Origin of the sequence: Streptomyces sp. SKN60 (assembly GCF_026236535.1) — a bacterium.
Classification (GTDB): Bacteria; Actinomycetota; Actinomycetes; order Streptomycetales; family Streptomycetaceae; genus Streptomyces.
This window is the reverse complement of record NZ_JAHTMW010000034.1, coordinates 1-14,818: the sequence shown is the minus strand read 5'-3', so window position 1 is coordinate 14,818 and position 14,818 is coordinate 1. Positions and strand designations below refer to the sequence as shown.

Below are 14,818 nucleotides of genomic sequence, written 5' to 3'. Positions count from 1 at the left end.
CGGCCCCCACGGATCCGTGACCGGTCCGGCCCCGCCCGATCCTAGGAAGCACCATGCGACTCGATCTGCCGAAACAGGCACCGTCGGTGGACCGGCGGGAGCACTACTTGCCGTTCCGCATCGTCGTCATAGCCCATCCCCCGGGCGAGGACGAGTTCCTGGTGCACCAGCCGCCGAAGGGCCCCTTCGGGTATCTGCCCGCCGACCCCGCGCCCCTCGTGCAGGGGTACGGGCGCGGCTGGACGTGTGCGCCTACGGGGGACTGCCGGTGGACCGGCGTCCTGTGAGGGAAAGGGAAGGGGCCGGGCCGAGCAACCGGCGGCCCGGCCCCGCCGGAAGGAAAGGGACCGAGACCATGGCCACCCTCCGCACGGCCGTCTCCTGGCCGAACGACAAGACGTATCTGTTCTACGACGACGACACCTACGCCCGCTACGACTCGGTGAGCGGCCTCCTTTTGGCCTCCGGGCAGCCGCTGTCCAAGTGGCCCGGGCTGCCCCGCTCGCCGGACGCCTTCGTGTGGTGGGGCGCGGACAAGGCGTACGCCTTCACCGGCGCCACGTACCTGCGCTACGACGATCCCTCCGACCGGGTGGATCCGGACTACCTGCCGCCCCACACGCCCTTCACGGTCGCGGCCGGCTGGCCCGGGCTCCCCGACGGCTCTGACGGCGGCCCCGACTGGCGTACCGGCATCGACGCGGCCGTGAACTGGGGAAACGGCAAGCTGTACCTCTTCAAGGGTGCCCATTACGTGCGGTACGACATCACCGCCGACCGGGTCGACCCCGGCTATCCGCGCCCGATCGCCGGCAACTGGACCGGGGTGTTCCCCTCGGGCGTCGACGCCGTGGCCTACCCGGGCGGGCGGTACGCGTACTTCTTCCGCGGCGGGCAGTACCAGCGCTTCGACGTGGACGCCGACGCGGTCGACGCGAGCGGCCCGCTGGACGCCTCCTTCCGGCTCGCGCCGACGCCCTCGGGCGGGGTGACCGCGGCCCGGCTGCTCACCAAGGAGCAGGCCAACGGGCTGATGGCCGACCTGTTGCGGCGCGGCAAGCTGACCCTCAAGAGCCCGCCGTTCGTCGACGGCACGGGCGGGAGCGGGATCGTGTCGCCCACGCCCGGCCAGCGGGTGGTGGTGAGCCCGCCGTCCTTCGACGGCATCCGCTACACCAACCAGATCGCCCCGGCGTCCACCGTCATCGACAACCTCGACCAGCGCATGCTGATCGCGCTGTACCGCCTCACCCGCTGGATCAACGCCTCGAAGCCGGACGTCGCCGAACTCCTCCACCTGGGCATCGGCCACGGCAACCCCGCCCACCCCAACGACTGCCACAACCAGGGCCGGGCCATCGACCTCTCGGGGATCAGGGGCGAGGTGGACGGGACCGCGTTCACCCGGTCGATCCTGAAGCACTGGGGCGAACTGCCGCCCGGGTTCCAGCAGCCGGGCGTCGTCCGCATCACGCCGGCGCTCGACCCGCTCGCGTACGGGCTGTTCACGACGGCCTTCCGGTTCGGTACGTACGAGTGCGAGGGCAGGGCCATCGGCGCGAACAACAAGTGGCCCATGCCGGAACTGGCCGAGGGCGGCTTCGTGGTCTACCCGGACCACAAGGACCACGGGCTCGCGCAGCAGCACCGGGACCACATCCACATGCAGATCGGCGTCACGAACATGCCGTGACGCCGACCCGGTGGTCCCGGTGATCCCGGTGATCCCGGTGATCCCGGTGATCCCGGTGACCGCGTTGTTCCCGGTGGTGTCGGACGAGGCGGGGTCAGACGACCGGCGGGCGCCCCTTCGGCCGCCGCAGCCCCGCCGCCGTGAGCCTGCGCAGCAGCTCCTTCGAACCGACCTCGACCGCGCCGGCCGCGACCGCCGCCGCGTAGTAGTCGGAGGGCACGTCGTAGTGGTCGCGCTCGAAGGCGCGGGGCGGGCAGCCGATCGACGCGGCGAAGACATGGAGCTCGTCGAAGGAGACGTCGCTGACCAGGTGGGACCACATGCGGCCGTGGCCGGGCCAGGTGGGCGGGTCGATGTAGAGGGTCACGTCAGGCCGCCGACCGGCGCGACCACCACTCCCTGCTTGCCGCAGACCCAGTGCGGGTCCGGGCCCATCTCGGGTTCGACGTCGAGCGCGTGCGGGTCGCCGGAGGAGCAGACGGGGCACAGCGGCCAGCGCCCGTACCGTTCGAGCAGCGCGTCCTGGACGTCCTGGGCGACGAGGCCCGCCACGTACGCCCGGCCCTCCGGCCACTGCTCGACCCACCAGCGGCGGTGCGCGACGGCGTCCTCGACCATCGACACGACCTCGGCCATGGCGACCTCGCGGGCCGCCAGGTCGGCGAGGACCAGGGCGCGGGCGGCATGGAGGCACTGTTCCACGGGGTCGATGTCGTCCATGTTCACATTGTCACCCTTGTTCGGGCCCTTGACGGCCTCCATGCCCGAAAATATCTTTCAGATGTGACCAATGACGTGAAGGAAAGTTTCACCGGCGCACCCGGCCGGCCGTCGACCGGCCGGCCGTCGACCGGGCAACCGGCGACCGGCCCCGCCCAGGCGCCCGCCCAGGCATCCGGCCAAGCCCCCGCCCAGGGCACCCAGGCCCCGGCGCAGGCCCCCGCCCCCGCCGCCCTCGCGGCGAAGGTCCGCACCCTGGCCCCCTCCATGACCCGCTCCATGCAGCGGGTCGCCGAGGCCGTCGCCGGGGACCCGGCCGGCTGCGCCGCCCTCACGGTCACCGGCCTCGCCGAGCTCACCGGCACCAGCGAGGCGACCGTCGTCCGCACCGCCCGCCTGCTCGGCTATCCGGGCTACCGCGACCTGCGGCTCGCCCTCGCCGGCCTCGCCGCGCAGCAGCAGTCCGGCCGCGCGCCCTCCGTCACCGCCGACATCGCCGTCGACGACCCGGTCGCCGACGTGGTCGCCAAGCTGGCGTACGACGAGCAGCAGACCCTCGCGGACACCGCGGCCGGGCTCGACACCGTCCAGCTCGGCGCCGCCGTCGCCGCGCTCGCCGCCGCCCGCCGCATCGACATCTACGGCATCGGCGCGTCCGGCCTGGTCGCCCAGGACCTCGGCCAGAAACTGCTGCGCATCGGCCTGATCGCGCACGCCCACAGCGACCCGCACCTCGCCGTCACCAACGCCGTGCAGCTGCGCTCCGGCGACGTCGCCATCGCCATCACCCACTCCGGCTCGACCGGCGACGTCATAGAACCCCTCCGCGTCGCCTTCGACCACGGCGCCACCACGGTCGCCATCACCGGCCGCCCCGACGGCCCGGTGGCGCAGTACGCCGACCACGTACTGACCACCTCCACCGCCCGCGAGAGCGAGCTCCGCCCCGCCGCCATGTCGTCCCGCACCAGCCAACTCCTGGTCGTGGACTGCCTGTTCACCTGTGTCACGCAGCGTACGTACGAGACGGCGGCCCCTGCCCTCGCAGCCTCGTACGAAGCCCTGGCACACCGCCACACCCCCCGCAGCCGCTGATCCGCCGAAAGAGCCGCCCGTGCCCACGCCGTCCACCTCACCCTCGCCGTCCACTTCACCGGCGCCGTCCACCTCGCCCACGTACGCCGAACTGCGCGCCCAGCTCGCCACCCTCACCACCGAGGCCTTCCGCCCCGAGCTCGCCGAGATCGACCAGTTGCCGACCGCCGAGCTCGCCGCGCTGATGAACCGCGAGGACCAGACCGTCCCCGCCGCCGTCGCCAAGCAGCTCCCGGCCATCGCCGCGGCGATCGACGCCACCGCCGAGCGGATGGCACGCGGCGGCCGGCTGATCTATATGGGCGCCGGGACCGCGGGCCGGCTCGGGGTGCTGGACGCCAGCGAGTGCCCGCCCACCTTCAACACCGACCCCTCCGAGGTCGTCGGCCTGATCGCGGGCGGCCCGACCGCCATGGTCAAGGCCGTCGAGGGCGCGGAGGACTCGAAGGAGCTGGCCGTCGAGGACCTGACCGCGCTCGGGCTCACGGCCGACGACACGGTGGTCGGCATCTCCGCCTCCGGCCGCACCCCGTACGCCATCGGCGCCGTCGAGCACGCCCGCGCCCTCGGCGCGCTCACCATCGGCCTGTCCTGCAACGCGGACAGCGCCCTCGCCGCGGCGGCCGAGCACGGCATCGAGGTCGTCCCGGGGCCCGAACTCCTCACCGGATCCACCCGGTTGAAGGCGGGCACGGCGCAGAAGCTCGTGCTCAACATGATCTCGACGATCACCATGATCCGGCTCGGCAAGACCTACGGAAACCTCATGGTCGACGTCCGCGCCTCCAACGACAAGCTCCAGGCCCGCTCGCGCCGCATCGTCGCGCTGGCCACCGGCGCGCCGGACGAGCAGATCGAGACCGCGCTCGCCGACGCCGACGGAGAGGTGAAGACGGCGATCCTGATGATCCTCGCCGACATCGATGCCAAGGCCGCCGACCAGCGGCTTCGCGATTCCCACGGCCACCTGCGCGCAGCGCTGCACGCGTAAGGCCCCCCGAGGACCCCGTCCCCCTCCCCGCACAGCAAGGCACCACCGCACATGAGCACAGGTACATCAGCTTCAGACGACAAGAACCGCGCCATCGCCGCCGCGATCCTCCCCCTCGTCGGCGGCGCGGAGAACATCGACTCCATCGCCCACTGCATGACCCGGCTCCGGCTCGGTCTGCGGGACCGCTCACTCGTCCAGGACGAGGCCCTGAAGGCCCTGCCGTCCGTGATGGGCGTGGTGGAGGACGACACGTACCAGATCGTCCTCGGCCCGGGGACGGTCGCGAGGGTGACCCCGGAGTTCGAGGCGCTGGTGGCCGAGGCCTCGGCCCAGCCCACCCACACCGCCGAGGAACTCGCCGACCGGGGCGCGGCCCTCAAGGCGGCGCGGAAGGCGAAGAACGCCACCCCCTTCAAGCTGCTCCTCCGCCGGATCGCGAACATCTTCGTCCCGCTGATCCCCGCCCTCATCGGCTGCGGCATCATCGCCGGCCTCAACGGCCTGCTGATCAACCTCGGCTGGCTGCCGGGCGTCACCCCGGCGCTCGCGGCCATCGCGAGCGGCTTCATGGCGCTCATCGCGGTCTTCGTCGGCTACAACACGGCCAAGGAGTTCGGCGGCACGCCGATCCTCGGCGGCGCGGTGGCGTCGATCATCGTCTTCGCGGGCGTCGCGAAGATCGAGGTCTTCGGCCAGACCCTCTCCCCCGGCCAGGGCGGCGTGCTCGGCGCGCTGGGCGCGGCGGTCCTCGCCGTGTACGTGGAGAAGTGGTGCCGCCGCTGGGTCCCGGAGGCCCTCGATGTCCTCGTCACGCCGACCCTGACCGTACTGATCTCGGGCCTGGTCACGGTCTTCGGCCTGATGTACGCGGCCGGCGAGGTCTCCCGGGCGATCGGCGACTTCGCCAACTGGCTCCTGGCCAACGCGGGCGCGGGCGCCGGCTTCGTCCTCGGCGGCCTGTTCCTGCCGCTGGTGATGCTCGGCCTGCACCAGGCCCTCATCCCCATCCACACCACCCTGATCGAGCAGCAGGGCTACACCGTGCTGCTGCCCATCCTGGCGATGGCGGGCGCGGGCCAGGTCGGCGCGGCCATGGCCGTCTACCTCCGTCTCCCCCGCAACGGCTCCATCCGCCGCACCATCAAGTCCGCCCTCCCGGCCGGCTTCCTCGGCGTCGGCGAGCCCCTCATCTACGGCGTCTCCCTCCCCCTCGGCCGCCCCTTCGTCACCGCCTGCGTCGGCGGCGCCTTCGGCGGCGGCTTCGTCGGCCTCTTCAACATGCTGGGCGACAAGGTCGGCTCCACCGCCATCGGCCCCTCCGGCTGGGCCCTCTTCCCCCTCCTCGACGGCAACAAGCCCCTCGGCGAGACCGTCGCGATCTACGCCGGCGGCCTCCTCGTCGGCTACCTGGCGGGCTTCGTCGCCACGTACTTCTTCGGCTTCAGCAAGGAACTCCTGGCGGAGTTCGACGTCGATACGGAGACGGAGACGGGGACGGGGACGGGGACGGGGACGGGGACGGAGACGACCGACGCGGCGGCCCCGGCCACCGGGCCGGAGCCCGAGCCGGTGGCCGCCAAGGTCTGAGGCCCTGGACGCCCTATCGGCAGGTCACATCGGCGGCCGGGCGCTCGCCCGTCAGCAGGAAGCGGGTGACCGTCCGGTCGCCGCAGGCGTTGCCGTTGGACAGGTACATGCCGTGGCCGCCGCGGTCGACGGAGACCATGCGGGCGCGGGAGCCCAGGGCCTCGCGCATCTTGAGGGCGGAGGAGTGGGGGGTCGAGGGGTCGCGGAGGCCCTGGATCATGAGGATGTTGGAGGGCCCGTCGGAGGTCAGCCGGGTGGGCCGCTCGACCGGGGAGTCCTGGCCGGCGTCCTTCCAGGCGTCCTTCCAGAAGGAACACGGGGTGATGTTCACCGGCATGCCCGCCGTCAGCGGGTGCGCGGCGCGGTCGGCGGCGACGGTACGGCGGAAGGTCGGGACCTCGCCGCGCCAGCGCACGTCGTTGCAGACCACGCCGACGGTCACGGTCGCGTCCTCGTCAGGCATCGGACCGGCCAGCATCGGCGGCAGGACCGGGACCGCGTCCGGGTCGGCGGCCTGCTTGACCAGGCGGGCGAAGTCGGCGAAGGCGGCGTCCGAGTAGAGGGCGCTCTGCAGCGCCTGGCGCAGCAGGTTGCCGGTCAGCGGCACCCCGGGCGTGGTCGAGGGCTTCGGCGCGCGGTCCAGGCGGGCGGCGAGGTCGAGGACCAGCGGGCGTACGTCCTCGGGCCGGTCGGCAAGACGCAGACCGCCGCCCCCGGGAAGGTCCCGGTCCGGGTCCCGGCCAAGGTCCCGGTCCGGGTGCGCGGCCCAGGCGGCGAAGTCCGGGAAGCGGTCGTCGGCGCCCCGCGCCATGTCGCGCAGCCACCCCTGGGCGACCGTCGCCGGGTTCGGGTCGGCGCTGCTGTCGAGGACGATCCGGTCGGTGCGGCGCGGGAACTTCTGCGCGTACTGCGCGGTGACGTACGTGCCGTACGAGTTCGCCCACGCCGAGATCCGCCGCTCGCCGAGCGCCTGCCGCAGCCGGTCCATGTCCCGCACTTCATTCGCCGTCGTCAGGCTGCGCAGCACCGCGCCGCCGTTGCGCGCGCAGGCCTCGGCCACCCGCCGCGACCGCTCGACGTTCTCGTCGATCGAGCCGTCGGCGGCGGGCCAGCCGCGCAACGTCACCAGGTGCCGGTCCGCCGCGTCGAGCCCGCAGTGCGCCTTCACGCTGCCGCCGACCCCGCGCGGATCGAAGGTCACCAGGTCGTACGCCCCGCCCAGCTGCTCCTTCAGCGCCGCGCCCTTCGCGCTCAGCCGCTGCACACCGGAGCTGCCCGGCCCGCCGGCGACCACGAGCAGGGTGCCGCGCCGGGCGCCGGGTCCGGTGGCCTTGATACGGGACACGGCGAGGTCGACCTGGGCGCCGCCCGGCTCGGCGTAATCGAGCGGCACCCGCAGCGTGGCGCACTCCTGCCCGAGACCGACGGGCCCGCAAGAGCTCCAGCCGAGGGCGGGAGCGGTGGGGGCGACGGGAGCGGCGGAGGCGGGCGCGCCAGGGGCAAGCCCAAGTGCCAGAGTCAGAGCGGCGGTTCCTGCGATCCCTGCGATTCCTTGGTAAGTCGTCATGCGACAAGACTCATTGACGAAGCATCAGCTCCCCATCCGGCAGGCACGCCGATACGGGGTGGGGCCAGCCCCCTAAGATCCCCGCATGACCGACGCCGTGTACGACGCCCGAACCGCCGCCCTCGCCACCGACCTCGCCCCCACCGGAACGCTGCGCGCCTCCATCAACCTCGGCAACCCGGTCCTCGCCCAGGGCACCCCGGCCGCCCCCACCGGCATCACCGTCGACCTCGCCCGCGAGATCGGCGCCCGGCTCGGCCTGCCCGTGGAACTGCTCTGCTTCGACGCCGCCCGCAAGTCGTACGAGGCGATGGCCACCGGCCGCGCCGACCTCTGCTTCCTCGCCGTGGACCCGGCCCGGGAGGCGGAGGTCGCGTTCACCGCCCCGTACGTCCTCATCGAGGGCGTGTACGTCGTCCCGCGCGACTCCACGCTGCGCACCCCCGCCGACGTGGACGCGCCGGGCGTACGCGTCGGCGTGAAGGCGGGCTCCGCCTACGACCTCCACCTCGGCCGCACGCTGGCGCACGCCACCGTCGTACGCGGCGAGGAGGGCGTCGACACCTTCGCCGAGCAGGGCCTGGAGGCGGGCGCCGGCATCCGCCAGCCCATGACGGCCTACGCCGCCGCGCACCCGACGGAGGTCCGGCTGATCGACGAACGCTTCATGGAGATCCGCCAGGCCGTCGGCACCACCCTCGACCGCTCCCCAGAGACCGTCGCCTTCCTCCGCGCCACCGTGGAGGAGCTGAAGGCCAACGGCTTCGTCTCCGACGCCCTCGCCCGCGCCGGCCAGGACCCGGAACTCCTCGCCCCGCCCGCGTGAAGCGTGGCCGGGCGCTCAGAACCGCAGCGGCACCTCCGCCGGCAGATCGGGATAGACCTTCTGCCACACGCTCGTCACGCAGTCGACCACCCACGTCTCGTCCCCCGCCGAACGGGCGAAGTCCCGGAGGTTCCGCTCCGCCGCCGTCAGCCGGACACCCCGCCGCCGCAGACAGTCACCCACGGCCGTGCGCAACGGCGCCTCCATCACCTGCGGCCGCGCCTCGACGTACGTCGGCGCGACCATCGACAGATGCGCCAGATTGCAGTCCTGCACGGCGTTGTTGTACGTCGTCGGGTCGCCGCTCGGCGTGATCTCGTAGATCAGGGTCAACCGGTCGGCCGGGCTGACGACGGGCTCGGTGACCGGATACCCGGCCTTCCTCACGCACGCCACGAACCGGCCCATGGCCGTGCGGTACTCGGCCGCGTCCACCCGGCCGTCCTTCAGCGCCCATTCCTGCCCGGGCAACGGTATGTCGCCGCTCTCCCGGCCACCGCCGGCCGGCAGCGCCTGCGCGCAGCCGGTGAGGACGGTGGCCAGGAGCAGCGCGACGACGAGCCCGGGGCTCGCTCTGCGCCTGCGCACGGGCATGGGTCAGGAGTAGGTCACGTTGCAGTTGTCACAACCCCAGTGCAGGCCGTTGCGGCCCTTGTAGGAGGAGTTGTAGCTGGCGTACGCGGAGGTGCTGGAGCCGTAGACACGGGTGGTCCAGTAGCCGTCGCTGCGGATGAGAGCCGCGCTCAGCCGGCCCGCGCAGTCGCCCGAGACCTTCTTGGTCTGGGCCCAGTTCTGGCTGCCGTTGAACCCGCTGCCGACGTAGTTCGTGCCGCAACTACGCGACACCACACGGTTGTTGCCGAGCGCCTGCGCGTCGGTCGCGACGAGCAGCGGAGCCACCGCGACGAGCGCGGTCAGACCGGCCGCCGCCATGCTCTTCCGTACCGTCCGAACTGCCATGGACACTCACGATCCTTCCGAAATCCGGGAGTTTCCTTGTCGAGGACGCTACGGAGCGGAGACGCCCGGACGAACCCTTTGCGTCCTGGTGCAAAAGTCCCCTCAACCGCCGTGCACCAGGCTCGTCCCCAGCGCCGTCCGCGTGTGCCGTACGGACGTCCCGAGCCGCTCCGTCGCCACCAGGCCCGCCCCGCGCAGCGCGGAGGCGTGCCGGCTGGCGGCGGAGACGGAGGTGCACAGCCGGGCGGCCAGTTCGCTCGTACTGTGCCCGGTGTCGAGGAGCCGGAGGGCGGCCGCCCGAGTCGGCCCGACCAGCGTGTCGAGCCCCGCCCCGCCGGGGGTCGCCGTCTGGCCCGGGGTCGCCGCCGCGCGCGGGATCCACAGCGGTCCGCGGACGACGGGGAAGACGAGCACCGGCGTCAGCTCGGGGTCGGCGAGCGCGATCGGATGGTTGTGACAGAAGAAGCTCGGTACGAGGAGGAGCCCACGCCCGGCGAGGTCGAGCCGCCGGAACACCGGGTAGTCGACCTCCAGGACCGGCGGCCGCCAGCGCAGCTGCGGCCCGAGCCCGCACAGCAGCGCCTCGCTGCCCCGCTGGAGCACCCGCCGGGCGTGCCGGGCGGCGTCGCCCTGGGCCAGGGCCGCCACCGCGGGTGCGTACGGCGCGAGCGTGGCCGCGTGGTAGCGGCGCAGCGCCCCGCCGAGGTGCCGTAACGCGGCGGGCCGGCCGGCGGCGATCCCCTCGAACCGGACCGGCCGCCGCCCCTCCACCCCCGGCGCGAGCCGGGTGATCTCGTCGCGCAGCCGCTCCTTGCCGGTGGACAGGGCGGTGTCGATGCCGGTCTCCAGGCAGGTGCTGTGCCCCGGCGGGGTGAGGAAGTCGGGGAAGTACGAGCTGGGCGGGACGAGCTCGGTGAGCAGATGAAGGTCCCGGCCGAGCCCCGCCCGCGCCAGCGCCCGGCGGGCGAGGCGGCTCCACGGGCCGAAGAACGGGTCGGGGCTGACGAGTTGGTGCAGACTGAGGGCCGTTTCCCACATGACGTCCGGCTCTGCGGCGAGCCGGATACGCCCGAGATCGGCGCCGCTGAAACGAATGCTGAGCACAAGTCCCCCTTGTGGTCGCGCATGGTCTCCGACACATGAGACATCAAGGCTCTAAACGCCCCATTGACATCTCGTTGCCGGGCCCTCCGCGCGCCCCTCCCTCCCGCTCAGGGCATACGGGCCTCCCGGTTGAGCGCCCGTACGCGAGCCCGCAGCACCTCGCCCGGCGGCGCGGGCGCCAGCGCCTCGGGCGGACAGTCCCACTCCCGCCCGCCGCCGGGCGGCCGCAGCTGCAGGCAGGGCCCTTCGTGCCCCATGACCTGCCCGATCCGCCCGTCGCGGGTGTCGATGACGTACGCGCCGGTCTCCGTCACCGGTCGCCCTCCCGCGTGACCGCGAGCGCGACGACGAGCCGCTGCGCGGTGTCGAGGTTGCAGCGCCCGAGCTCGACGAGGGGATGGGTGAAGGTGCCCCCGGACGCGGCGAGGGTGAGGGCGTCGACGCCGAGGGAGGGGAGCGTGATGCCGTGGGAGGCGAGTCCGGCCTTAAGCCGGCTGACGACGTCCTGGACAGGCTGCTCTGGCGAGGTGGGCATTGTAGCGACCTTTCCACTCTGTGTATCGATTTCGCTTACGGAGAGTGTCGGCCGGGTGCATGCTGGGGAACAGTGAGTTCGCCCCAACAACCCCAGATGCCCAAGCGGGAGTTGATATGGCTGAAGCCAGGAAGAAGAAGGATCCGTCACTGTCCCCCAGGGCGATAATCGGCGCCGAACTGCGCCACGCACGCGAGAACAAGGGCATGAGCCAGGAGGCCTTGGGCGAGCTGGTCTTCGTCAGCGGCTCCTACATCGGCCAGATGGAGGCGGGCACCCGCCGCATCCGCCCGGAGATGGCGGTCCAACTGGACGAGGCGTTGGGTACGAACGGCTTCTTCGAGCGCAACTGCAAGGCGGCGAACAAGTCCAAGTACCCGGACCACTTCGCGGAGGCGGCGGAGGCGGAAGCCTTGGCGACGGGAATCAAGGAGTTCGCCCCACTGCTGATCCCGGGCCTGCTCCAGACCCCGGCGTACGCGAGGGAGGTCTTCCGCGCGTATCAGCCGACGGCGACGGAGGACGAGATCGACGAGCTGATGTCGGCGCGACTGGAACGCGGCCGACTGCTCGAAGACCCAACAAAGCCCTTGTTGTGGGTGGTTCTGGGCGAGGCGGTACTGCGACAAAAGGTCGGAGGCCCGGCGGTGATGGCCGAGGCGTTGCGCCACATCGCGGAGCTGGCGAGGCGGCACAGAGTGATCGTGCAGGTGGTGCCGTTCGCGGCGGGCGCGTACGGTCCGATGACCGGCTCCCTAAAGCTGATGTCCTTCGAGGACGCCCCACCCCTGGCGTACCTCCAGGGTCTGGGTACGGGGCGGCTTGAGGACGATCCGGCCACGGTCGCACAGCACACCCTCACCTACGATCTGCTCGGGGCCACTGCGCTGTCCCCGCGTGAATCCCTGGCCCTGATCGAGTCCGTGGCGGAGGATTACGCCCATGAAGATCAAGATCTGTGAGTACGACCTGAGCACGGCCGTGTGGTTCAAGTCCAGCTTCAGCGACGGCAGCGGCGGCGACTGCGTCGAGGTCGCCACGTGGCGCAAGTCCTCGTACAGCGGCGGCGACGGCGGCGACTGCCTCGAAGTCGCGGACGGCCACCCGGGCATCGTCCCCGTGCGCGACTCCAAGGTCCCGGACGGAGCGAAGCTCGTGTTCCGCACCGGTGCCTGGTCCGTCTTCGTGAACGCCCTGAAATAGGGCACCGTACGGCCGCCCTCTTCCCGAGAGTCGCCCCCTCCACCGCCGCGTCAAGGGCGCCTTCGGCGTCGCTCCGCGATGGGCTTCGCCCACCCTTGACCCGGCGGCTCCGGGCGCGTGAAAACTCTCGGAGGGCGGCCCGGGGGAGCGGGCCGCGCAGGCAGGCCCGGGTATCGGCCGGCCGCCGTAGGCGGGCAGCGGGCCGGTGGTGGGTGGGCCCGGGTATCGCTCCGGAGCAGGGATTCCTCGCGGGCCGGTGGGTGGGGGCTCGGTTCACGGCCGGGGCCGGTGGGACGCCGTCCCCCGGTCAGGGGTGCGCGGACGTGGATTGGGGCGCCCCTTCCCGACCGGGCGACCGACCGCCGTCGCCGAGCTTGCGAACCCCACTCGCGAGGACTCAACCGTCCCACCCGGGTTCGGGGATTACGGACTTTGCACCGCCCGGCAGGGGCCAATGGCGGTGCCGAGCGGGCAAAGTCGGCTCGCGCGAGGCCTTGGGCGCTGCAGGTCGCCACTGGCGTCACACAAGTCCCATCCACCTCATCGCTGGCGCGGATTACGGAGTTTGCACCGTCCGGGCAGGACTCCGCCGGGCCGCCGGGCGGGCAAAGTCCGCTCGCGCGAGGCCTTGGGTGCTACAGGTCACCACTGGCGTCACAGGAGTCCCACATGCCCCGCCCACCGGCGGGGATTCCCGACTTTGCCCGGTCGGGCAGGACTCCGGCGCGATAGGGACCGTGCAAACCCCGGAATCGCGGGCCGTGGATGCCTACAGACCGCCCCGGCAGTCACACAAGTCCCACGCGTCTCGCCTCGGGGCGGGGATTGTGGACTTGGCACCGCCCGGCAGGGTCAGACGGCGTGCCTCTGCGTTGTGCCGATGAGTTCACCGTCCTCGAACGGTCTACCCAGCGACACGACCGTTCTCGACAGGAGTGCCATGTCCACCATCCAGCCAGTGATCTTGACTGCCGACCACGACGCCCTGCTCGGCTTCTATACGAAATTGTTCGGCGCCGAGGAGATCTTTCGGGTACCGGCGGAAGGCCCGGCCTTCTACCTCGGCTTGCGCATCGGCGACACCGACCTCGGGCTGGTGACCAAGGCCGACCTGGGGACTGGGGCGGCACCACGAATCCTGCTCAGCATCGGTGTCGACGACGTCGACGAAACGCTCGGCCGGGTGGAGGCGCTGGGCGGCTCGGTCAGCAGCGGCCCCAACGACATGCCGTGGGGACAGCGCGTCGCCCATATCCAAGACCCCGACGGCAACCCGCTGAACCTCACCCAGCCGATCCCGACTCAGTGACGCCGTTTGCCCCAAGCAGCCGATATCCACCGGACGCCCCCCGCTCGCCGGCGGCCCGCCAGGCGGTGCGAACCACAGAAGTTCACCCCGCCCCCTTCCGACTACGGATCCCCGACTCCGCACCTCTCCGACAGGGTCCGGACCGTGCAAACCCCGCTGCCGCCTCAGAGTCACACGAGTCCCCCATGTCCAGCCCCGGGGCGGGGATTTCGGACTTAGCACCCCCGGGCAGTGTCCGGCGAGGGCGACGGGCGAGCTCAGTCCGCCCGTACGAGGCCTTGGGCCACGGCGGGCGCCTCCGAAGTGACATCCGCCTCACTCTCCCCATCAGCGCTGCGGATTCCCGACTTCGCCCGCCCACCACCCCACCTCCCCCTGCCGGGCGACACAAGGCCCGCAATCCCCGCCAGCGATGGGTCGGGTGGGACTCCTGTGAGACCAGTGGCGGCCTGCAGCACCCAAGGCCTCGCGCGAGCGGACTTCGCCCGCTCATCACCGCCATTCACCCCTACCGGGCGGGACAAAGCCCGCAATCCGCACCCCCGATGAGGTGGATGGAACTCCTGCGAGGCCAGTGGTGACCTGCAGCAACCCAGGCCTCTCCCGAGCCGACTTCGCCCGCTCGTCACCGCCATTCGCTCCTGCCGGGCGACACAAAGTCGGCAATCCCCGGCAGGGATGGGGAGGGTGAGACTCCTGTGATGCCAGAGGTGACCTGTAGTGCTCAAGGCCTCGCGCGAGCGGACTTCCACCGCCCGTCGCCCTCACCGGGCACTGCCGGGCAGTGTGAACTCCGTCATCCCCGCCAGCGATGGGGACGGTGGGGCGGATGTGACGCCAGAGGTGGCCTGCGGCATCCAGGGCCTCGCGGGAGCGGGGTTTGCATCGCCCTCCGGCCGTGATCAGCGGGGCATGCGCCCCGGCCTGACGACGGGCGTCGGCCGCAGGGCCGGGAATGGGCACCCCATCCCACGTCCGCGCACCTCCGATCGGCGGGAACGGCCCCACTCGCCCTCGCCGTGAACCGAGCCCCCACCCACCGGGCGGGAGTGTCACGCTCGGCGGAGCGATACCCGGCCCCACCCACCACCGGCCCGCCACCCGCCCACGGCGGCCGGGCACTACCCGGACCCTTCGCGCGGCCCGCTCCCCCGGCCGCCCTCCGAGTGTGAAAAGGCCCCCGGAGGCACCGGGTCAAGGGTGGGCGCAGCCCATCGCGCAGCGA

General features: G+C 72.2%; 17 protein-coding genes. 9 read left to right on the top strand and 8 right to left on the bottom strand.

Annotated features, from left to right (window positions below; genetic code table 11):
• The first annotated feature begins 53 nt into the window (after nt 1–53).
• Complete coding sequence (locus KV205_RS34455; protein WP_265868923.1) at nt 54–287, top strand: hypothetical protein; 234 nt, start codon at nt 54–56, stop codon at nt 285–287.
• A 68-nt stretch (nt 288–355) separates the two neighbouring features.
• Nucleotides 356–1,693: a hemopexin repeat-containing protein gene (locus KV205_RS34450; RefSeq protein ID WP_265868922.1), complete on the top strand. Its 1,338-nt coding sequence runs from the start codon at nt 356–358 to the stop codon at nt 1,691–1,693.
• Between the two features lie 94 nt (nt 1,694–1,787).
• Here the strand turns inward: KV205_RS34450 and KV205_RS34445 are convergent, their stop codons facing one another.
• The gene (locus KV205_RS34445; protein ID WP_265868921.1) at nt 1,788–2,060 is read right to left on the bottom strand and encodes a DUF4031 domain-containing protein; all 273 of its coding nucleotides are present in this window, start codon (nt 2,058–2,060) and stop codon (nt 1,788–1,790) included.
• The gene (locus KV205_RS34440; protein ID WP_374214769.1) at nt 2,057–2,455 is read right to left on the bottom strand and encodes a hypothetical protein; all 399 of its coding nucleotides are present in this window, start codon (nt 2,453–2,455) and stop codon (nt 2,057–2,059) included. Before KV205_RS34440 ends, KV205_RS34445 begins: the two co-directional genes overlap by 4 nt.
• A gap of 21 nt (nt 2,456–2,476) precedes the next feature.
• Between KV205_RS34440 and KV205_RS34435 the strand changes: the two genes are divergently transcribed.
• From KV205_RS34435 to KV205_RS34425, 3 genes are read left to right on the top strand one after another with little or no spacing between them, the layout of a single operon-like run.
• Nucleotides 2,477–3,508, top strand: coding sequence for a MurR/RpiR family transcriptional regulator (locus KV205_RS34435; protein WP_265868920.1), 1,032 nt, complete (start codon nt 2,477–2,479; stop codon nt 3,506–3,508).
• Nucleotides 3,509–3,527: 19 nt separating this feature from the next.
• Nucleotides 3,528–4,499 (top strand): N-acetylmuramic acid 6-phosphate etherase, encoded by a 972-nt coding sequence (gene murQ / locus KV205_RS34430; protein WP_265868919.1) that lies wholly within the window; start codon nt 3,528–3,530, stop codon nt 4,497–4,499.
• 51 nt (nt 4,500–4,550) lie between these two features.
• Entirely contained in the window at nt 4,551–6,089 is a 1,539-nt protein-coding gene (locus KV205_RS34425; protein ID WP_265868918.1) for a PTS transporter subunit EIIC, read from the top strand.
• Nucleotides 6,090–6,102: 13 nt separating this feature from the next.
• Here KV205_RS34425 and KV205_RS34420 read toward each other — a convergent pair whose 3' ends face one another.
• Nucleotides 6,103–7,656, bottom strand: a complete 1,554-nt coding sequence (locus KV205_RS34420) for an alpha/beta hydrolase (RefSeq protein ID WP_374214768.1) — start codon at nt 7,654–7,656, stop codon at nt 6,103–6,105.
• Between the two features lie 85 nt (nt 7,657–7,741).
• On the opposite strand from KV205_RS34420, the gene KV205_RS34415 reads away from it, so the two are divergent.
• Complete coding sequence (locus KV205_RS34415) at nt 7,742–8,482, top strand: transporter substrate-binding domain-containing protein (RefSeq protein WP_265868917.1); 741 nt, start codon at nt 7,742–7,744, stop codon at nt 8,480–8,482.
• Between the two features lie 15 nt (nt 8,483–8,497).
• Here the strand turns inward: KV205_RS34415 and KV205_RS34410 are convergent, their stop codons facing one another.
• From KV205_RS34410 to KV205_RS34390, 5 genes are all read right to left on the bottom strand, one after another.
• The gene (locus KV205_RS34410) at nt 8,498–9,076 is read right to left on the bottom strand and encodes a hypothetical protein (protein ID WP_265868916.1); all 579 of its coding nucleotides are present in this window, start codon (nt 9,074–9,076) and stop codon (nt 8,498–8,500) included.
• 3 nt (nt 9,077–9,079) lie between these two features.
• Nucleotides 9,080–9,442, bottom strand: coding sequence for a hypothetical protein (locus KV205_RS34405; RefSeq protein ID WP_265868915.1), 363 nt, complete (start codon nt 9,440–9,442; stop codon nt 9,080–9,082).
• 102 nt (nt 9,443–9,544) lie between these two features.
• A complete protein-coding gene (locus tag KV205_RS34400; protein ID WP_265868914.1) occupies nt 9,545–10,546 on the bottom strand; it encodes a helix-turn-helix domain-containing protein in 1,002 nt (333 codons plus the stop codon).
• Nucleotides 10,547–10,653: 107 nt separating this feature from the next.
• Nucleotides 10,654–10,860, bottom strand: coding sequence for a hypothetical protein (locus KV205_RS34395; protein ID WP_265868913.1), 207 nt, complete (start codon nt 10,858–10,860; stop codon nt 10,654–10,656).
• The gene (locus KV205_RS34390) at nt 10,857–11,081 is read right to left on the bottom strand and encodes a hypothetical protein (protein ID WP_265868912.1); all 225 of its coding nucleotides are present in this window, start codon (nt 11,079–11,081) and stop codon (nt 10,857–10,859) included. Before KV205_RS34390 ends, KV205_RS34395 begins: the two co-directional genes overlap by 4 nt.
• A gap of 116 nt (nt 11,082–11,197) precedes the next feature.
• Here KV205_RS34390 and KV205_RS34385 point away from each other — a divergent pair, with 116 nt between their 5' ends.
• The 3 genes from KV205_RS34385 to KV205_RS34375 all read left to right on the top strand — a co-directional run bounded on the left by KV205_RS34385 (nt 11,198) and on the right by KV205_RS34375 (nt 13,593).
• The gene (locus KV205_RS34385) at nt 11,198–12,043 is read left to right on the top strand and encodes a helix-turn-helix transcriptional regulator (RefSeq protein ID WP_265868911.1); all 846 of its coding nucleotides are present in this window, start codon (nt 11,198–11,200) and stop codon (nt 12,041–12,043) included.
• Nucleotides 12,024–12,284: a DUF397 domain-containing protein gene (locus KV205_RS34380; RefSeq protein ID WP_265868910.1), complete on the top strand. Its 261-nt coding sequence runs from the start codon at nt 12,024–12,026 to the stop codon at nt 12,282–12,284. Before KV205_RS34385 ends, KV205_RS34380 begins: the two co-directional genes overlap by 20 nt.
• Nucleotides 12,285–13,224: 940 nt before the next feature.
• A complete protein-coding gene (locus KV205_RS34375) occupies nt 13,225–13,593 on the top strand; it encodes a VOC family protein (RefSeq protein WP_265868909.1) in 369 nt (122 codons plus the stop codon).
• Nucleotides 13,594–14,818 lie beyond the last annotated feature (1,225 nt).